Annotated in this window: 14 protein-coding genes and 1 pseudogene; 11 read left to right on the top strand and 4 right to left on the bottom strand. The window is 51.0% G+C overall.

Annotated elements, in window-relative coordinates; genetic code table 11:
- The first annotated feature begins 12 nt into the window (after positions 1–12).
- From EPA93_RS15610 to lanM, 7 genes are all read left to right on the top strand, one after another.
- Positions 13–621: a hypothetical protein gene (locus tag EPA93_RS15610; RefSeq protein ID WP_129888398.1), complete on the top strand. Its 609-nt coding sequence runs from the start codon at positions 13–15 to the stop codon at positions 619–621.
- 97 nt (positions 622–718) lie between these two features.
- Positions 719–2,893 carry a peptidase domain-containing ABC transporter gene (locus EPA93_RS15605; RefSeq protein ID WP_165423147.1) on the top strand — a complete coding sequence of 725 codons (2,175 nt, stop codon included), beginning with the start codon at positions 719–721 and terminating at the stop codon, positions 2,891–2,893.
- A 208-nt stretch (positions 2,894–3,101) separates the two neighbouring features.
- Positions 3,102–3,293, top strand: coding sequence for a mersacidin/lichenicidin family type 2 lantibiotic (locus tag EPA93_RS15600; protein ID WP_129888396.1), 192 nt, complete (start codon positions 3,102–3,104; stop codon positions 3,291–3,293).
- A 122-nt stretch (positions 3,294–3,415) separates the two neighbouring features.
- Positions 3,416–3,601, top strand: a complete 186-nt coding sequence (locus tag EPA93_RS15595; RefSeq protein WP_129888395.1) for a hypothetical protein — start codon at positions 3,416–3,418, stop codon at positions 3,599–3,601.
- A gap of 254 nt (positions 3,602–3,855) precedes the next feature.
- Positions 3,856–4,065 (top strand): hypothetical protein, encoded by a 210-nt coding sequence (locus tag EPA93_RS15590; protein ID WP_129888394.1) that lies wholly within the window; start codon positions 3,856–3,858, stop codon positions 4,063–4,065.
- Positions 4,066–4,204: 139 nt separating this feature from the next.
- Positions 4,205–7,321, top strand: a complete 3,117-nt coding sequence (locus EPA93_RS15585; RefSeq protein ID WP_129888393.1) for a type 2 lanthipeptide synthetase LanM family protein — start codon at positions 4,205–4,207, stop codon at positions 7,319–7,321.
- 57 nt (positions 7,322–7,378) lie between these two features.
- Positions 7,379–9,430 carry a type 2 lanthipeptide synthetase LanM gene (gene lanM, locus EPA93_RS15580; protein WP_165423146.1) on the top strand — a complete coding sequence of 684 codons (2,052 nt, stop codon included), beginning with the start codon at positions 7,379–7,381 and terminating at the stop codon, positions 9,428–9,430.
- A 769-nt stretch (positions 9,431–10,199) separates the two neighbouring features.
- Here the strand turns inward: lanM and EPA93_RS15575 are convergent.
- On the bottom strand, positions 10,200–10,448 hold the full coding sequence (locus tag EPA93_RS15575; protein WP_129888391.1) for a hypothetical protein: 249 nt from the start codon (positions 10,446–10,448) through the stop codon (positions 10,200–10,202).
- Positions 10,449–11,157: 709 nt separating this feature from the next.
- Between EPA93_RS15575 and EPA93_RS15570 the strand changes: the two genes are divergently transcribed.
- Together EPA93_RS15570 and EPA93_RS15565 are read left to right on the top strand one after the other, a co-directional pair.
- The gene (locus EPA93_RS15570) at positions 11,158–12,702 is read left to right on the top strand and encodes a Mu transposase C-terminal domain-containing protein (RefSeq protein ID WP_129888390.1); all 1,545 of its coding nucleotides are present in this window, start codon (positions 11,158–11,160) and stop codon (positions 12,700–12,702) included.
- A gap of 12 nt (positions 12,703–12,714) precedes the next feature.
- Positions 12,715–13,632: an AAA family ATPase gene (locus EPA93_RS15565; protein WP_129885071.1), complete on the top strand. Its 918-nt coding sequence runs from the start codon at positions 12,715–12,717 to the stop codon at positions 13,630–13,632.
- A gap of 96 nt (positions 13,633–13,728) precedes the next feature.
- On the opposite strand, the gene EPA93_RS15560 is transcribed toward EPA93_RS15565, so the two are convergent.
- Positions 13,729–13,962: a hypothetical protein gene (locus tag EPA93_RS15560; RefSeq protein ID WP_129885067.1), complete on the bottom strand. Its 234-nt coding sequence runs from the start codon at positions 13,960–13,962 to the stop codon at positions 13,729–13,731.
- A gap of 309 nt (positions 13,963–14,271) precedes the next feature.
- Here EPA93_RS15560 and EPA93_RS50960 point away from each other — a divergent pair.
- A pseudogene (locus EPA93_RS50960) lies at positions 14,272–15,740 on the top strand (protelomerase family protein).
- Positions 15,741–16,929: 1,189 nt separating this feature from the next.
- Positions 16,930–17,070, top strand: a complete 141-nt coding sequence (locus EPA93_RS48410) for a hypothetical protein (RefSeq protein WP_165423145.1) — start codon at positions 16,930–16,932, stop codon at positions 17,068–17,070.
- 207 nt (positions 17,071–17,277) lie between these two features.
- Here EPA93_RS48410 and EPA93_RS50365 read toward each other — a convergent pair whose 3' ends face one another.
- Together EPA93_RS50365 and EPA93_RS50360 are read right to left on the bottom strand one after the other, a co-directional pair.
- Positions 17,278–18,210: a protelomerase family protein gene (locus EPA93_RS50365; protein WP_422877890.1), complete on the bottom strand. Its 933-nt coding sequence runs from the start codon at positions 18,208–18,210 to the stop codon at positions 17,278–17,280.
- Positions 18,206–18,745 (bottom strand): protelomerase family protein, encoded by a 540-nt coding sequence (locus tag EPA93_RS50360; RefSeq protein WP_129888386.1) that lies wholly within the window; start codon positions 18,743–18,745, stop codon positions 18,206–18,208. The genes EPA93_RS50365 and EPA93_RS50360 overlap by 5 nt, the downstream gene beginning before the upstream one ends.
- Positions 18,746–18,972: the final 227 nt, after the last annotated feature.

Raw genomic sequence — 18,972 nt, 5'->3', positions numbered from 1 at the left:
AAAGGTTTGAGCATGCAGCGATCTACATCTTCATTGTTTCGTAAAGAAGCGTTGGACTATTATCGACAAAGCAAAGAACAGAATGTGCTGCCACGTCTGGTAGCACCGCCCGTGTTTCTGTTTCTCTGGATACTGATGTGCCTATTCGCCTTGATGGTTGTGATTGCTTCACTTGGTCAGATACCAATCTATGCAAGTGGCTCCGGGGTAGTGCTTGCACAGCATTCCATACAGAGCAAGCAGGTCATGCAGGAGAGCACAGTGCTCCTTTTCTTCCCAATCACTCCTATACATCCCTTGCAATTGCATACAGGCGCTCGTGTTCACTTCCATATAGGAATATCTGAGCAGCAGATCAATGGGACTGTTGATATCATCGTACCAGAGGTGTTGAGTCCAGCCGAGGCGCAGCAACGCTACAGGCTTGATGGTCGGCTTTCACAGATCATTTCAGGGCCATCCATAGCTGCCTTCGTCAAATCTGCCATCCCATTACCTGCTCAATTCTATGCCAACAGCCTTGTCTCTGCCCAAGTTCAGATTGGCTCAGCATCTGTCCTGTCTTTGATTATCTCAAAGCCTGTTGCATCGACGGGAGAAGCATACCATGCCTCAGTTTGATTCAGATAAGGCTCTCACACTGGAGCAGCGGCAGGTGCCCCCAGCCTCTAGAAAGCCAAAGGCTCTACGAGAAATGGCTAGACGGAAACGGTCGTCTATGAGAAGTCCATGGAGGAAGCGTGTACCGGTCTTACATCAGTTGACCATAGCCGAGTGCGGAGCAGCCTGTCTGGCCATGATTTTGACCTACTATGGACGCAAGACCAGCGTTTCTGAGGTCCGAGAGCGCTGTGGCGTCGGACGCGACGGTCTTTCTGCTTCTGCTGTTGTTAAAGCAGCTCGCTCCTTTGGCCTGCTAACACGCGCCATCACCTTAAAGAATGCAAGCGATCTCCGCTTTGTCCCTATACCGGCCATTGTCCACTGGAATTTCAATCACTTTCAGGTTTTGGAACGCTGGTCGCCTGGATACGTTGATCTGGTCGATCCCGCTACAGGACGGATGCGCATGGCTATAGAGGAATTTTGCCGCAGTTTTACCGGTGTGGTCATTCTGCTTGAGCCAGGAGCCCTATTTGATCCCAGCAACGTAAGGGAGCAGGTGAATTTGCGTAAGTACGCTGCAAATTATGTAAAGCAAGTACCTGTAGCATTCCTGCAAATCATAGGTGCCTCCTTACTTTTACAGTTACTGGCCCTGGCGACTCCAGCTCTAACAGAGGTGGTTATTGACCATGTTGTCCTTTCGGGGTTACACGATGTCCTGACTTTGCTGGGCCTTGGCATAGTAATCGTACTTCTTGCCCAGCTCGTGGTCTCTCTTCTGCGTGAACTGCTCATGCTCTATATGCAGATGCATACCGATATGCGTACGATGTTGCGCTTCTTTGAGCACCTGCTCAGGTTGCCTCTGCTCTTTTTCCTGCAGCGCGCGAGCGGTGATCTGCTGGCGCGTATGAATAGTAACCTTGTGATACGCGATCTCCTAAGTAACCAGTTGATCTCGACGGTACTGGATGGCAGTTTTGTGATTATCGATTTCATCATTCTTTTCACGCTGTCACCGCTCTTTAGCTTGCTAGTATTGGGTCTCGGCTTACTGCAAGTAGCTATTCTGCTGGGTACCAATCGTCTCGTCCGTGAGCTCTCATATCGAGAGTTGACTGCCCAGGGTAAAACCCAGGGATATATGACGGAAGTACTTGCTGGCATGATGACGCTCAAGGCTATGGGGATTGAGGACCAGGCACTCGAACGCTGCTCTAACTTGTACTTCGAGCAGCTCAATATCTCAGCACGGCGCAACCTGGTTTCCGCCCTGACGAATACTGTGCTGGTCACATTGCGAGTAGGTGCACCTCTTGCCTTGCTCTGGTTTGGTACATGGCAGGTGATTAGCGGTACGCTTCCCGTTGGGGCGATGCTGGGATTGAACGCACTGGCGATTACTTTTCTCACGCCTATTGCCACGTTGGTCAACAATAGCAAGAGTTTTCAATTAATTCACTCCCATCTGGAGCGCATTGCTGATGTCCTGGAGGCACAACCAGAGCAGGGTGGCAAGGCTGCGCAATTGCCATTACAGTTGACCGGGAGCATACGTCTCGAAGGGATATCTTTCCAATATGCGCCCGATGCCGTTCCAGTTTTGCAAGATATCTCTGTTAGCATTCATGCCGGACAAAAAGTTGCGATTGTGGGCCGTACCGGCTCGGGCAAAAGCACCCTGGGCAATCTACTTCTGGGCCTGCATCAAGCAGGCAGTGGGGAGGTCTTTTACGACGATATTCCTTTGAAGAAGTTGGATTTCCAGGCGGTACGCTCGCGTTTTGGAGTGGTCACGCAAAATACCAGCTTATTTAGTGGGTCAATCCGCGAAAATGTTGCCTTAAGTAATCCTAGCGCCAGTATAGATGACGTCGTACGAGCAGCGCAAATGGCTGCCTTGCATGACGATGTAATGAAGATGCCGATGAAGTACGAGACCCATATTGCAGAAAGTGGAAACGCACTCTCCGGTGGACAACGCCAGCGCCTCGCATTAGCCAGGGCATTGCTCAATGATCCTGTTCTACTTCTGCTGGACGAGGCAACTAGTTCTCTGGATGTGGTAACCGAGAAGGCTGTGGAGCACAACCTCAGTGTGCTGGCCTGTACAAGGATCATTATCGCTCATCGTTTGAGCACCATTCGTGACGCTGATCTTATCCTGGTGCTTGATCAGGGTTCAATCGTTGAGCGCGGAACACATCAGGAATTGCTCAAGTGCAATGGGTATTATGCCCAGTTGATCCAGAGCCAGTTGACTCACAACGACGAGGACGGTAAGTGAGATAGGCGAGGTTATCTTGAAATGAGGCATATCGGCCAGTACAGCACCTTGTTTGCCAGAAACCAGTGCATTCAGGAATTTTCTGGAAAGCTTGGTTCGTCCTGATGAAGGCTATCATCGGAACGAGTGTTTGGCCGTTGCCATAGATGATTCATCGTTGTTCTTTGTAGGTTGTAAATGGAATGCTGTACAAGAAGAAAGGAACCCTATGATGAATATTGAGAGCATTATCCAGGCCTGGAAAGCCGAAGAAGAGGCGAGAGATGGCTGGACTTCGCTCATGCCAGCTCTCCCTGTTGGCGAAGAGCTCACTGAGCAAGAGCTTGAAGAGGTCGTCGGGGGATTTTGTGGGCAGCATGCTTTCACCGGCCGACAATGTGCTGATGGACAGGAGTGGTAGGAGCAGAGCGCAGGTGCTCGCTTCTTTATAAAGTACCTGGAAGGTATTGAAGTGGTGTGCGATGGCTCTAGCAAAATGCTGGAAGCTATCCTGAAAAGATTTTGTAAAAAGAAAGGGAATCCATGATGAATATCGAGAGCATCATCCAGGCCTGGAAAGCCGAAGAAGAACAAAGCAATGAATGGGTTTCGCTCATGCCAGCTCTCCCCATTGGTGAAGAGCTTACTGAGCAGGAGCTCGAAGAGGTCGTTGGAGGCCAATGTGGTGAAGAATCCGTTACAGTCTGTAGGGCGGGTGGCGACTGGTAGTATGCGAGCTGAGGCGTTTTCTACGAAACGCTAGAACGGCTTAGAGCTCATGTGCTACGCTAACCTCTAGCAGCGTCCAGCTAGAGGTTAGCCGAACAATGCAACAAGTGAAGAAAGATCGCCCTTCTTTCTCCCGCGCCAAATTATATTGAGAACGTAGTCTCTTCCCCAGCAGAGGTATCAACACAGAGTTGGTTCCGGCTCTTCCTGGTAAAGAGGACTTGAAAGCAGCATCATATGCTAGGAGACCCATAATGAATATCGAGAGCATTATCCAGGCCTGGAAAGCCGAAGAAGAAAGTGGGGACGAATGGAGTTCTTCCATACCCGTCATTCCTGTTGGTGAAGAGCTCACCGAGCAGGAACTTGAAGAGGTCGTTGGCATCGGGGGTGTCTGTACTATGTGTGATCAGTGGTTTATCACCATATCACCGGTAAGCCATCCTGGACAGACACAGGCTTGAGATGCTTGTTAAAAGATGGGCTTATGCTCTCCTGGTCCAAATATAGTGCGCTGGCCTCTAAAAGGATTTTAGGGGCCAGTACCCCGGAGATGCGTTGCGAAAATTTCTATCTTGACGAGTAAGGAAGGATTTACTCACTATGCCTCTTTCACTGTCTGACCTGTATGCAATGATGGGCATTGCTTCCGGCACAAGCGCTGCGGATCAAGAACTGTCTGGCAAGCGGGCGTCGCTGCCAAACTGGACTAACACTTTACAGGATGTATTGCGTCTTGTAGAGATGATGGCCGGCGAGTCAGTTATGTTGGAGAAGAGGCAGTGGAGCTTTCTTGATCTCTCGAATCCTTCCCCTTTTGAAGAAATTCTAGCACCATTTATCGGGGTAGCACAGCAACGCTATATGGATCAGGCTGGAGCAGCGGCTTACTTGCTAACAGAGAAGGCACATCTGAGCTTGCAACGCTCTTTATTACAGATTCTCACCTCTCTATCGATACAGGCGCTACACACAGCATTCCAGGCATATGCTCAGGGCTATTGGCGCTCGGCTGGACGCCTGGATACAATCGGCAAAGCATCTGCCAATGAAGAGATGGTGTATCAGCGCTTCATCGAGCAGATGTATGCGGGCGGGCTGATTACCTTTCTCCGCAAGTACTATGTTCTGGCCCAGTTGCTTGCCACTACTGTCGACCTCTGGGTAAACGCTCATATCGAGTTTCTTCAGCGCCTGGCCGCTGATTGGCAGGATATTCAGCAAATATTCGGCAAAGACACTGAAATAGGGAACGTGATAACGATTCAGCCAACGCTTTCTGATCCACATACTGGACGGCGGTGCGTGATGGCGCTACAGTTTGCCTCCGGCCTCAAGTTAGTCTACAAACCCAAAAATATAGGGTTAGAAGCAGGCTATTATGATCTGCTGAACTGGTGTAATATGCAAGGGCTCACGCCTCCTATGAAGATCCTTCCCATTCTCAAGCGTGTCGAGTATGGATGGGTCGAGTTTGTACAGCAGGAGCCCTGCCAGGACTTTGCGGCAACACAGCGTTACTGCCAACGCGTTGGCATGCTACTCTGTATCGTCTATCTCCTTGGTGGAACGAATTGTTTCCATGAGCATCTTGTTGCTCATGGAGAGTACCCTGTACTCGTCGATCCAGAAGTACTTCTACACACATCTCCTTGTTTTGATAGCCAGGAATCAGCTTTGCAGGCTCAGAGTTTCGATTGGGAGCAGGCGAGCTATTCTGTACTACACACCGGGCTACTGCCAACCTGGCAGCAGGCTGAGAAACCTTCTGCTGGGGGTCAGTACAGCGATATTAGTGGCTTTGCTATGGCCGCCAGGAAAAAGATTTATGCCCAGGAAGACGCCCTTACACTTCCGTTCCGCCAGGATATGATTCTCGCGTATGGATCTCTCAAACCGCGCCCCCGTTATAATACTGCTATGTATCGTGGCTGCCCGCTGCAGCTAGAGGAGCAGAGCAATGAAGTGAGCAACGGATTTCGACGTATGTATCAACTGATATTTCATTATCGGACCGCGCTGTTAGCTGAGGGTAGTTCTCTGCTTGCCCTACATGAGCAATCTGTGCGCGTTATTTCTCGTGCTCCTCGGGAATATAGAGATCTTCTGCCAAAGCTATTGACCCCGCAAGCCCTCAGTGACCAGAACAGGCGTCATTTCTTGTTGAAGTCCCTGGAGAATATGGGAGGCGCAGCAAAGGATAGTCTATGGCAAGCTATAATCGAAGCCGAGAAGAGGGCTCTCCTCCAGGGAGACATCCCGGTTTTTCGCCTGCCCGTAGAGAAAAACCTGCCGCTCGTGGCCCATATGCAAGCAGGTCCCTTCAGACTGCACCAATCAGCTTTCGACCTGCTACAAGCTCGCTTAAATTCCTGGTGCGAAGCAGATATGCAGTTCCAACTACACCTGCTCCAACGTGCGCTCAGGCGGGATATCACTTCAGGAGTTGTCAGTTCCGTGCCCAGGAAAGCGACTGAAGATGGTCCGGCTTCTGCTGGAGAGCTGAATCTGGATTTTTCTGATATCTTGCTCCCTCACGCCTGGAAAATCGCTAATGATATCGCTATGCAAGCCATACCTCTGGGAGATGGAGGGGTAACATGGGTAGGAGCACAGTTTTTAAAGTGTGCGCGGTGTCATCAGCTTCGATCAATGGGCTTTAGCTTGTTTCAGGGAACAGCTGGTATTGCACTCTTCCTGGCTGCTATAGCCAAAATCTCAGAGGATGCCAGTTATCTAAAACTTGTGGGTGCGGCTCTCCAGCCGATACAACAGATGTTGCATGGAAATGGTCAATTGCTAGCCCAGGAGATGGGGATAGGTGGTGCGGTTGGTATCGGTTCTCTAGTGTATACCTTCACGCGTATCAGTCAGTTACTTGATGATGCGCGGTTTCTGGCTTCGGCTCAAGATGTGGCCAGATTGATCACTGCTGAAGAGATTGCCGCCGACCGGAGGCTGGATATCGTATCAGGAACAGCTGGCGCTCTTCTTGGGTTGCTGGCTCTTCATGAAAGGACGGGGGATCAATGGGTTCTGGACCGTGCCATTCTTTGCGGCAAACACTTGCTGCAGACCAGAACGATGAGCGCAGCAAGATGCCAGGTATGGCCAACGTACGGAGGAACACATCATACTGGTTTCTCCCATGGGGTGGCTGGTATTGTGTATGCTTTACTTCGGCTTTACGCTGTGGCGAGAGATGCTGATTTGTTGGATGCGGCCCGCGAGGGCTTGATCTACGAAGATGGCGCATTTCGGCCCGAAGTAGAGAATTGGGCAGAGGAACTGGGAGAGAGAGCATCCAAGTCGTGGATGACGTGGTGTCATGGCGCACCTGGCATTGGACTTGCGCGTATCGGCGGCTTACCCCTACTGGCCAGTCCGCAGATTCAGCGGGATATTGAGGCAGCTTTGCAAACAACAAAGCGCTTTGGAGTACAGGCATTTGATCACCTTTGTTGCGGGAACAGCGGACGTACAGAGCTGCTCTGGACAGCCGCTCTGCATTTGAAGCGATCAGACCTCGCAGAGATAGCGCAACAGCATATCGTGAGAATGATCATCAAGGCTGAACAAAGAGGAGCGTTTGCCTTGCCTACTTTTCTGCCAGCGTGGGCTTCGCTACCTCATTTTTTTCATGGCACATCCGGTATTGGCTATACCTTGCTGCGTATGCTCTATCCAGAGCTATTGCCGTCAGTGCTGCTGTGGGAATAACGTCAAAATGAGTGCATCCTTTGATGACAAGCAATGAAAAAAGAAGGGAAGAAATACATGGAGACTGACCCCATATTCCCGCTTGAAGATACGTCATCAGGTATAGAGGGGGTGCGTTGGTATCAGGCTACAACGCTTACTGAACGCATCGCCTCCCTTCCTCTGGAAGAAAGGCTGCATTTTCTCAAGAGCCAGGAAATCACCGAGCAGGCGCTAAAAAAGCTCAAGCGTTGGAAGGAGCAAAAGCCTTTTAAGAAGGGAAGACTTTTCTCCGATCGTCTGGCAATGGATGCTCTCAGCGAACAAGAGTTGTGTGCCCTACTGGCTGAGCCAGGCGAGGCATTGTACACGCGCCTGTCGCAAAGAGAACCTCCTGATTGGCTAGTCGCGCTTAAGCAGGCCCTTGCAACAGAGGTCTCGCCCACGACCATGAGGCGTTTCTTCACAGATGTAGAGCCAGAGCGCGGTGCTTACCGGATCTTATATCCCTTCTATCCATTGCTCCAAGGAGGAGTGAAACGCTTACAAAAGCTGATACGTGAGCTTTTTGAGCAGTATCATCATCTCCCATTTGAGCCTGAATCACTCCTCTCACTCTTCCTACCGCATCTGTTTCGTCAATGGATTGCCAGGCTAAATAGAGCCGTGGTGCTTGAAATGCATATTGCCCGTTTGCGAGGACTCTTGCTGGGAGAAACGCCGGAAGAACGTTTCCAATCTTACATAGAGCGTTTGAGCCAGCCAGAGCATCTCCTGAATTTCCTGGAAGAGTACTGTGTCCTGGCCCGTCAGCTGATGATCACGCTCGATCTTTGGGTCGAAGGCCGCATCGAATTCTTACGCCACCTTTGTCAGGACTGGGAGGAGATCCTGACGACATTCTTTCTGGAGCAGAATCCTGGTCAGCTTACCGAAGTGCAGGCCGAAGTTGGTGATCTCCATCGCCATGGCCGGAGCGTGATGATCCTGACATTTCGCTCAGGCTGGCAACTTGTCTACAAGCCCAGATCTCTGAGTATTGATATTCATTTTCAAGAGGTACTGAGCTGGTTAAACACCTATGGTAATCATCCATCCTTTCGTCCCTTGAAGCTCATCAACTATGGAACACATGGGTGGGCTGAATGCGTCTCAGCTGCCGCATGCTCTTCTGAGGAAGAAGTCATCAGCTTTTATGAACGGCAAGGAGGTTATCTGGCTCTTCTCTATGTTCTGGAAGCCTCTGACTTTCATTATGAGAATATCATTGCCTCTGGCGAACATCCCTTCTTGATAGACCTGGAAGCGCTCTTTCATCCTCGTGTGAGCAAAGAAAGCATCACTGCTCTGCAACGTCCTGCACAGCAAGCGCTCGATCATTCTGTTATGCGCATTGCCTTACTGCCACAGCGTTTCTGGTCCAATGATGCGTCCAAAGGAGTCGACATAAGCGGGCTTGGCAATCCTGAGGGGCAACTCAGCCCACGACCAGTGCCGCGATGGGAAGGGCTGGGGACAGACGAAATGAAGGTGATACGTGAGCAGGTAAAGCTGCAGGGAGGTAAGAATTGCCCGAAACTGGCTGGCAAGTATGTGCAGGCATCCGAGTATATTGAATGCATCGAGAGAGGTTTTGTTGCTATCTATCGCTTACTCATCGAGCATCGGGAAATTTTCCTGGCAAAGATCCTTCCGCGTTTTGCCCATGATGAGATCCGCTTCGTAGCTCGTCCCACGAGCAGCTATGGTCATCTCCTCACAGAAAGTTTTCATCCGAATAACTTGCGGGACGCTTTGAGGCAGGAGCGCCTCTTTGATCGCTTATGGATGGCGGTTGAGTTTCAGCCCTCTCTGCAGAGGCTCATTCCTGCTGAACGGGCTGACCTACTTCGTGGAGATATTCCTTTGTTTACCACCACACCATCAAGCCGGGATCTTTTTTCAAGCGAGGGAAAAAGCATCCCCAGATTTTTTCCTGAGTCAAGTATCTCTCAAGCCAGAAAACTGCTTACCCAACTTAACGAAGAGGACTTACAGCGACAAATCTGCTTGATTCGTGCAGCCTTTGCAAGCACAATAGATGATTTTACCGCACAACCTGATCATTCGACTCGCCCATCTGGATCTTGATCGTTTCAGAGGCTTGACGCACTTTTGATGATTATGATGAATCGGTGAAGAACGTGCTGACGCAGGAGGTCGCTCTTTCCCCCTGTCCTTTCCCTTGATGGTAAATGACGTGAAATGTGGGCACTTTTTGGCGAGCCAGTCCCGCTCTCTTACAAGCTAGCCTCATGGAAGCAAGCAACCTCTCCCGAAAGTGTGCCCAGAAGCTTTCTGGAAGCCCCTTGCTGAAAGGGAACATCTCACGGGTCAACTTGGTGTTGTGCCATTCATCCTGACGGCAGAATTTCTCGCTCCTATGGGCGTGGTATTTTGCTCCGCAGAGAGCCACAAGATACGGAGACAGATCTGCTTCGTTACACGTTGGGAGTGATACAAACAGGCGATTGAGGGCTTCTGACCAGATCTCAACCACCAAATCATCATGACCGTGTTATACGATAGTTGACGGCATAGTCCCAGGTGGAAACGCTTATTCCTTTTTCCGCGAACTTCCAGACTGTAATTGTGCTGTTTTAGTGGAAGGTGTAAGTTGGGAAGAGAGGCTCCAAAGGGAGGACAGTATCTATGCAAAACGGGCATTCAACGTAACAAAAGAATTGGAAGTAGGAGCAGTCAAGTTGGCCGAGACCAGTGGCAAATCAAAGAGCCAGATCGCACAGGACCTGTGCATCTCTGACAGCAGTTTGAGCCGCTGGTGTCAGGAATAGGGTGCACATGGTGAGCAAGCTTTTCCTGGCAGCGGACACCAATTGCCTGAACAGGAGGAGATCCGTCAACTCAAGCGGGAACTAGAGGTCGTGCGCACAGTGCTTGGGCTCTGTACAGAAAGTCTTACCATTTCATACATGCCATAGCGGCGCACTTTGCAGTGTAATTGCTGAAGCAGGTAATCCCGTACCGATTCCCGAATGCTTTCTGGTGGACTATCCCAACAATCCTGACGCTGCTTACGCCAGGGATCAGGTCTCCAAGAACGAAAAGCAAGGAAGCAATGCTTGGAGATAGGTATGGGCAGTTCCATCAGAAAGTTCCTGGCAGAGTTGCTGGTACAGTCGTGTTAATGCAAGATGGGGGTGTCCCTGGCCATTCCCCACAATCCGTTCAAATTGACTCACGATTCCCTCGGGCCTCTGTAAATCGACAAAATAGATGAGGGTAAAATTGGCGGGATAAGTGAGTGGTAAAAAAGAAGGGAAGAAGCAGAGAGTGAGAAATGGAGGAGAAGATGGAAGGAGCCAGGGGAAAGCCCTCAAAGAAGCTGTTCAAAGAAGCATCAGGGAAGGTGTGAAATAGGGGCAAAAAGCAGCGGAGAGGAATGGTGAAAAGGAGTCGTCACAGGTGGTGAAAACGGAGGAGGAGAGGGAGAGAGAGACATAGAGGGTATGGGGAAAGCGCGTGTGGAGCGTGCCGATAGGGATCTATCAAAGACTGTGCAAAAAAGAGCCTCAAAGAAAAGAAAGAAAAGGATAGCCCCATTTTTTTGCGAAATAGATGAGGGGAAATCTGGAGGAGAACATGAAGTGGCTGGGTAAAAGAGGTGATATATGGGGAAAGATGTAAATAAGATAGGTCTATCTGGTGAGAGAGGGAGACAAGAGCAGGAAAAGGAGAGGTCTCGGCATCTCTAAGAGAAGCTGGAGACCTCACTTTTTATGGAAAATTGATGGAAAAGGGAGAGGAATATACTGGCTCATGGGGTGAGAGGGAGGAGGAAACAACAGGGAGGGAGTATGAAGCAAGAGAGAAGAGTGCCGAGCCTCACGGAGTTGACGGAAGAGCAACGGACAGAGGCATATAGGCGCTATGAAGTGGTGAAAGAGTGTGTGGAAGAAGGAGTGCCGCAAACGGAGGTGGCGCGGGAATATGGAGTGCCGCTCTCGACATTGCAGCGCTGGGTGCATCAGTATCGGGAAGATGGGCTGTGTGGATTGGCCCGGCAACCGCGTGCGGATCGAGGGACGCGGCGCAATCTCTCGGAAGAGGTGGTGAAAGTGATCGAGGGATTGGCCTTACGCAAACCGCGCAGATCGATGGCAACGATCCATCGGCAGGTGAGTGCGATTGCGCTCACGCAGGGATGGGAAGAACCCAGCTATGCGCAGGTGTATCGAATCGTGAAAGCGTTGTCACCAGCGTTGGTGACGTTGGCGCAGGAGGGGGCCGGGAGCTATCGAGAGGAATATGAGCTGTTGTATCGGCGAGAAGCGGGAAGGGCCAACGAGATCTGGCAAGCGGATCATTGTCTGTTACCAATTTGGGTCAAAGATGGGCAGGGCAAGAGCGCTCGACCGTGGTTGACGGTGATCGAGGATGATAAGAGCCGAGCCATAGCTGGCTATCGGTTCTCGTGGTCAGCCCCCAGTGCGATCCAAACGGCACTAACACTCCGGCAGGCGATCTGGCGCAAAGAAGATCCACAGTGGCAGGTGTGTGGTATCCCCGAGGTGTTCTATACCGATCATGGGAGTGATTTTACGAGCGTGCATTTGGAGCAGGTGGGAGCGGATCTCAAGATGCAGTTGGTGTTTTCGCAGGTGGGAAGGCCGCGAGGGCGAGGCAAGATTGAGCGATTTTTTCAGAGTGTGGAACAACTCTTTTTAGAAAGACAGCCCGGCTATGCGCCATCGGAAGCGTGGCCGAAGTCTGTGGGGCAGGGAGCCGGGAAGGAGAGAGCAGGGGTGCTGACGCTCTGGGAGTTGGAGCAGTGCTTTCGGGAGTGGTTGCTCTCGGACTATCACCGTCGGGTGCAAAAAGGGCACAGCAGGGGACCGCAGGAGCGCTGGGAAGAAGGGGGATTGTTGCCGAGGATGCCGGAGTCGTTGGAACAGTTAGATCTGTTGTTGGTGCAGGTGGCAAGGAAGCGGCGGGTGCAACAGAGCGGGATTGCTTTTGAAGGATATACGTATCTGGATCCCACCCTCTCGGCCTATGTGGGGGAGGAGGTCATGATCCGGTATGATCCGATAGATCTCGCAGAGATCAGAGTGTTTTTTCAAAATCGGTTTGTCTGCCGGGCGATCTGTCCAGAATTGTCGGGACAAACAGTGAGTTTGAAGGAAATTGTGGCAGCCCGGCAGGCAAGGAGAAGGGATCTGAGAGGAGAACTAGCAGAGCGAAAAGCGTTAGTGAAGCACTATGTGAAACGCGAAGCCGAAACCAGCCGCAGGGCTACGGCAGAGCAAGCAGTGGGGGAGAAAGCGGCAGCAGTGAAGCTGGAAGTTCGCCAGCCAAGATGCAGGAGCAAGAGGCCCCTGTGTCAACGAAAACGCGTCTGAAGAGGTATAGGAATGAGTAAGGCGAAGACGAAGGAGCTCATGGGGCCGGTTGCGAGAGAAGGAGTGGTGGTCTGGGAAGGGCTGGGTGAGGAGCAAGAGGAAGAAGAGGTGCATCGTCGGCTGTGGAAGCGGTTTGTGCAGACGAAAGAGTATGGGAGATTTGTAGAGTTCTGTGAGGAGTGCCGAGCCTCGCGCTATATCGGGGTGTGCTATGGAGCAGCAGGAGTAGGAAAAACCGAGTCGGCGAAGGAATATGCACGCTGGGATGAAATTGAGCCATTGTTGTCCTGGCATGGGGTGGTGCAGCCCCGGTTGTCGCCAGAGAATCCCAGGCCGACAGTCGCGCTCTATACGCCCACGGCGACGGTGACGGCCAGGCAAATAGAGAAAGACATTGCGCTGCTGCGCTGGAGTCTGCGGGTGATTGGAGAGGCGGCCCGCGCCGTGCCCCAAGAGGTGGAGACGGTGGAAGGGATGGTGCGTCCGGGGCAGGTAGACCTGTTAGTGGTGGATGAGGCAGATCGACTCAAACCACAAGCCGTGGAGGTGCTGCGAGATGTGTATGATCGAAGTCCCACGGGGCTAGTGTTGATCGGGATGCCTGGGCTGGAGAAACGTTTGGCCCGCTATCCGCAACTGTATTCGCGGGTGGGTTTTGTCCATCAATATCGGACGTTGGGAAAAGAAGAACAGCAGGAGCTTGTTGAACAACAGGTGCGCTCTTTTGGCGGAGGAAGAGGTGAGGGGAGGAAGATCGAGAAGGAGGCAGTGGCGCAGATTATTCGTATGACGGGCGGGAATTTTCGGCAGATGGAACGGTTGCTCTTGCAAATGAAACGGATCATCGAGATTAATCCAGAGGTCGAACAGGTGAACCGAGAAGTGGTAGAAGCAGCGCGAGAGCAGTTAGTGTTTGGAAGAGGTGTCTAAACCGAGAGCAGGAGGAGGCTCTCTTCTGGTTTGCCTTTTCAAGACAGAGAAAGAAAGCATGTGTTTTTCTCTGTCTGAGCATTGTTCAGAGATGCGTTAATGATGGCCCAGGATGCGCTTGCGAGTAGTGCGTTGCTGGACTTCTGTCGCTTCTCTTTCATCGATTTCATCTTGTACATGGCGTGGTTGGAGGGATTGTTTCTCGATGTGTAAATATTCAACCTGATCTTTCTCGTGATTGAACACGGCGATCCATGTGTATGTGCGCCCTTGACGTTTCACCACCGCCGGGGTGATTTCCGAGGGTGATTTTATCCAATAAACTTGCATGAGCATTTCTCCTTTCACTCTGTTCTACAGAAGGTTCCAGTCATTTTCCTGGTATCGCTTTTGCGTTGCGCACTTCTTATAGTCTTTTGGGAGAGAGAAAATTGGGGATCTGGAACTCACCCACCGATCCATGCGTGGTTTTCGTGCCCGCTCTCCCTGTGAACGGCTCGGATGACGCGCACATGAGCAATGTCCAAAGGAGTCTAGTATATTTACGAGAGGATGTGAGGTAAAGCCTTGACATGTACCAAAGAATTATAGTACAATGATAAGTAATGACGACGGAACAAGAAAGAGGAGGTGTGCTCTATGGGAGAAATGACACGCTGGCAACACGAGTGCTTGTTTGCAGCGGGCGGATTGCTGGATCGGTTGCGCCCCTTAGGGGTGACTGAGGAACGGGAGATTGAGCGTCTCTGTCAAGAGGAAATCGCGGCCTGGCGTGCGCGTCCGACGATGGTCGTCGAAAGTTCCCTCCAGGAGCCGCTGCGGCATGCCCGCAATGCCATTCGGGAGCATCTTCCTCTCACTGGTGCTAATCGGTGGAAGAATCCGAAGACGAAGAAGTACGAGCACATTGCGCTCAAGTATCTCAACTTTTCATTGGAGGAGTGGCAGCGCATCAATACCGATAGCGAGGAGCGCTTTGCCCAAAGAATACGCTCGCAGCAACGCATTGACGATCCCGATGCGGTTGTGTGTCTCTCCGAAGACCTCTTGCGCAGGCCTGAGTGGTATAACTTGGCACTCGGGGTGACCATCAACACCGGGCGTCGGAGCACCGAAGTGCTCAAAACGGGGGTCTTCTCTCCCAAGACCGCCTATACACTCTGGTTTAAGGGCAATTAAAGACGAAGGAATATGATTTAGAGGCGTATGAGATCCCCACGCTGGTGCCCGCGGATCTGGTGCTTGCGGCTATTGCTCGCTTGCGGCAGCTCCTGGATTGCTCTCAGATGAGCAATGATGCGGTCAGTCAGCGCTTTGGCCCGGTGATGCGTCAAATGGCGGATCAGCACTTACGTGACCTGATCCCCAAGAAAGATGAGGGGCAAAACCTGTATACGCATCTGTCCCGTTCCATTTATGGGCGCTTGTGTGTGCTCTATCACTGCCCCCCTGCCGTGTTCGATTTACAGTATATGGCGCATATTCTCGGCCACTATTGGTATTTTCGTGAGCAGGACGAGAAGAAACGGGCGAATCTGGATAGCACCTTGCATTATATGGACTATGTGATTGGTGATGGCCATGGCAACTTGGACGGTCGTCGTGGCATTTGGCTGGGTACGAAACCGGGCGTTGAGGTGCTTGATGCCTTTCGAAAGGAGTGGGAGGAGATGACACAGCCACCCGTGATACGAACAGGTCATTCTGGAAAGAAGAAAGAGCCAATGGGAGAGCAGCATCCGGTGAGACCCAAGAAGCGTTCCATCCTCAATTGTTTGCCCCAACAGAAGACCCTGTTTGATGCCGAGATGGAGCGGCGAAGCCTGGCCCATCAGCATGAATTGGTTGGCGCGCTCTTGAATGAAGCGGCCTGGTATCGGCAGATGGATGCGGAACTTTCCCCTCTTTCCGAAGCGCTGCAAGCGTCTACCCCATTGGGGACTCTGAGATCCCTCATTGCAGTGTATCAGGGGGAGAAGCAAGACGTGGCAGTCAGCACCCATCTCCAGCAACGCTGGGGGTGTCGCTTGACCAGATCGATGCGCTCTTTGAGAAGGCCGTCGAGGATGGCTATAAGGAGCCTCTCAAATACTTTGAGGGCACCCTAGAAAAACGGGAGAGCTATAAAGCAGGGGCGCAGAAGCGGGCCCAAAAATACCAGCAAACGGATTTTACCCTGCTTCCCTATTCCCAACTGGAACATATTCGGATGCCTGAAGCGGCGCAGGAGCGGGTTCGTCGCATTGTCCTGACCATCATGCGCACAATGAACGGGCCCAACCCCGTGATCGTTGGTATATCAATGCTGGACTCATCTACCAACTCAAAACGATCCGCCATGAGCTGATCAATGCCTATCTCAAGGAACATGAAGAAGAGATCAAAAACCATCATCGCCAGTTGGGTATTGAACCCCGGTATAATCGCAAAATGGAATCGATTCGGAAATGATCACCATTCCTGAGGAACCTCTCCCTTAAATGGGTCTCTCCATGCTCTTCCTAAAGAAGTAACATCTCTTGCCTTTTGGTTGTGCTGTCGTCATACAAAATTGTACAATAGAATTGTTGGTATGTAAAATTATTTGGTATAGATTATGATTATACAAAAGAATATCAGGTACAATATGTTACGGAGTATACCTGTACCTGATATTCTTTTGTATAATCATTTAAGGATGGGAAACCTCAACTTGTTGTACTTAGAAATTGATGTACAGATTTATGGAGAGAGAACAACCTATTTGCCCCGATTTCTCGTACCATAGATAACATAGTACGCAAATATCTATACAACACAACCTAATGTAAAGAAAACGAACTCCAATACTTGTAATGATGACCGGTCTATTTTCTCGTCACGTGTATCTATTGTGTACACAATAGATACACGTGACGAAGAAAATAGACCGGTCATCATTACAAGTATGGAGTTCGTTTTCTTTACATTAGGTTGTGTTGTATAGATATTTTGCGTACTATGTTATCTATGGTACGAGAAATCGGGGCAAATAGTTGTTCTCTCTCCATAAATCTGTACATCAATTTCTAAAGTACAACAAGTTGAGGTTTCCCATCCCTTAAATGATTATACAAAAGAATATCAGGTACAGGTAATACCTCCGTAACATATTGTACCTGATATTCTTTTGTATAATCATAACTATACCAAATAATTTACATACCAACAATTCTATTGTACAATTTTTGTATGACGACAGCACAACCAAAAGGCAAGAGATGTTACTTCTTTAGGAAGAGCATGGAGAGACCCATTTAAGGGAGAGGTTCCTCAGGAATGGTGACATTTCCCGAATCGATTCCATTTTGCGATTATACCGGGGTTCAATACCCAACTGGCGATGATGGTTTTGATCTCTTCTTCATGTTCCTTGAGATAGGCATTGATCAGCTCATGCGGATCGTTTTGAGTTGGTAGATGAGTCCAGCATTGATATACCAACGATCACGGGTTGGGCCCGTTCATTGTGCCGCATGATGGTCAGGACAATGCGACGAACCCGCTCCTGCGCCGCTTCAGGCATCCGAATATGTTCCAGTTGGGAATAGGGAAGCAGGGTAAAATCCGTTTGCTGGTATTTTTGGGCCCGCTTCTGCGCCCCTGCTTTATAGCTCTCCCGTTTTTCTAGGGTGCCCTCAAAGTATTTGAGAGGCTCCTTATAGCCATCCTCGACGGCCTTCTCAAAGAGCGCATCGATCTGGTCAAGCGACACCCCCCAGCGTTGCTGGAGATGGGTGCTGACTGCCACGTCTTGCTTCTCCCCCTGATACACTGCAATGAGGATCTCAGAGTCCCCAATGGGGTAGACGCTTGCAGCGCTTCGGAAAGAGGGGAAAGTTCCGCATCCATCTGCCGATACCAGGCCGCTTCATTCAAGAGCGCGCCAACCAATTCATGCTGATGGGCCAGGCTTCGCCGCTCCATCTCGGCATCAAACAGGGTCTTCTGTTGGGGCAAACAATTGAGGATGGAACGCTTCTTGGGTCTCACCGGATGCTGCTCTCCCATTGGCTCTTTCTTCTTTCCAGAATGACCTGTTCGTATCACGGGTGGCTGTGTCATCTCCTCCCACTCCTTTCGAAAGGCATCAAGCACCTCAACGCCCGGTTTCGTACCCAGCCAAATGCCACGACGACCGTCCAAGTTGCCATGGCCATCACCAATCACATAGTCCATATAATGCAAGGTGCTATCCAGATTCGCCCGTTTCTTCTCGTCCTGCTCACGAAAATACCAATAGTGGCCGAGAATATGCGCCATATACTGTAAATCGAACACGGCAGGGGGGCAGTGATAGAGCACACACAAGCGCCCATAAATGGAACGGGACAGATGCGTATACAGGTTTTGCCCCTCATCTTTCTTGGGGATCAGGTCACGTAAGTGCTGATCCGCCATTTGACGCATCACCGGGCCAAAGCGCTGACTGACCGCATCATTGCTCATCTGAGAGCAATCCAGGAGCTGCCGCAAGCGAGCAATAGCCGCAAGCACCAGATCCGCGGGCACCAGCGTGGGGATCTCATACGCCTCTAAATCATATCCTTCGTCTTTAATTGCCCTTAAACCAGAGTGTATAGGCGGTCTTGGGAGAGAAGACCCCCGTTTTGAGCACTTCGGTGCTCCGACGCCCGGTGTTGATGGTCACCCCGAGTGCCAAGTTATACCACTCAGGCCTGCGCAAGAGGTCTTCGGAGAGACACACAACCGCATCGGGATCGTCAATGCGTTGCTGCGAGCGTATTCTTTGGGCAAAGCGCTCCTCGCTATCGGTATTGATGCGCTGCCACTCCTCCAATGAAAAGTTGAGATACTTGAGCGCAATGTGCTCGTACTTCTTCGTCTTCGGATTCTTCCACCGATTAGCACCAGTGAGAGGAAGATGCTCCCGAATGGCATTGCGGGCATGCCGCAGCGGCTCCTGGAGGGAACTTTCGACGACCATCGTCGGACGCGCACGCCAGGCCGCGATTTCCTCTTGACAGAGACGCTCAATCTCCCGTTCCTCAGTCACCCCTAAGGGGCGCAACCGATCCAGCAATCCGCCCGCTGCAAACAAGCACTCGTGTTGCCAGCGTGTCATTTCTCCCATAGAGCACACCTCCTCTTTCTTGTTCCGTCGTCATTACTTATCATTGTACTATAATTCTTTGGTACATGTCAAGGCTTTACCTCACATCCTCTCGTAAATATACTAGACTCCTTTGGACATTGCTCATGTGCGCGTCATCCGAGCCGTTCACAGGGAGAGCGGGCACGAAAACCACGCATGGATCGGTGGTGAGTTCCAGATCCCCAATTTTCTCTCTCCCAAAAGAC

The sequence above is a fragment of the Ktedonosporobacter rubrisoli genome, assembly GCF_004208415.1.
GTDB lineage: Bacteria > Chloroflexota > Ktedonobacteria > Ktedonobacterales > Ktedonobacteraceae > Ktedonosporobacter > Ktedonosporobacter rubrisoli.
This window is presented reverse-complemented; position numbering and strand designations above follow the sequence as displayed.

Excerpts from the sequence above, each read along its gene's own strand:
- EPA93_RS15560 (WP_129885067.1), bottom strand. The coding sequence starts at position 13,962 with ATGCAAGTTTATTGGATAAAATCACCCTCGGAAATCACCCCGGCGGTG.
- EPA93_RS48410 (WP_165423145.1), top strand. The coding sequence starts at position 16,930 with ATGGTGACATTTCCCGAATCGATTCCATTTTGCGATTATACCGGGGTT.
- EPA93_RS15570 (WP_129888390.1), top strand. The coding sequence starts at position 11,158 with ATGAAGCAAGAGAGAAGAGTGCCGAGCCTCACGGAGTTGACGGAAGAG.
- EPA93_RS15610 (WP_129888398.1), top strand. The coding sequence starts at position 13 with ATGCAGCGATCTACATCTTCATTGTTTCGTAAAGAAGCGTTGGACTAT.
- EPA93_RS15585 (WP_129888393.1), top strand. The coding sequence starts at position 4,205 with ATGCCTCTTTCACTGTCTGACCTGTATGCAATGATGGGCATTGCTTCC.
- EPA93_RS15600 (WP_129888396.1), top strand. The coding sequence starts at position 3,102 with ATGATGAATATTGAGAGCATTATCCAGGCCTGGAAAGCCGAAGAAGAG.
- EPA93_RS15590 (WP_129888394.1), top strand. The coding sequence starts at position 3,856 with ATGAATATCGAGAGCATTATCCAGGCCTGGAAAGCCGAAGAAGAAAGT.
- lanM (WP_165423146.1), top strand. The coding sequence starts at position 7,379 with ATGGAGACTGACCCCATATTCCCGCTTGAAGATACGTCATCAGGTATA.
- EPA93_RS15565 (WP_129885071.1), top strand. The coding sequence starts at position 12,715 with ATGAGTAAGGCGAAGACGAAGGAGCTCATGGGGCCGGTTGCGAGAGAA.
- EPA93_RS15605 (WP_165423147.1), top strand. The coding sequence starts at position 719 with ATGAGAAGTCCATGGAGGAAGCGTGTACCGGTCTTACATCAGTTGACC.
- EPA93_RS50360 (WP_129888386.1), bottom strand. The coding sequence starts at position 18,745 with ATGGGAGAAATGACACGCTGGCAACACGAGTGCTTGTTTGCAGCGGGC.
- EPA93_RS15595 (WP_129888395.1), top strand. The coding sequence starts at position 3,416 with ATGATGAATATCGAGAGCATCATCCAGGCCTGGAAAGCCGAAGAAGAA.
- EPA93_RS15575 (WP_129888391.1), bottom strand. The coding sequence starts at position 10,448 with ATGGAACTGCCCATACCTATCTCCAAGCATTGCTTCCTTGCTTTTCGT.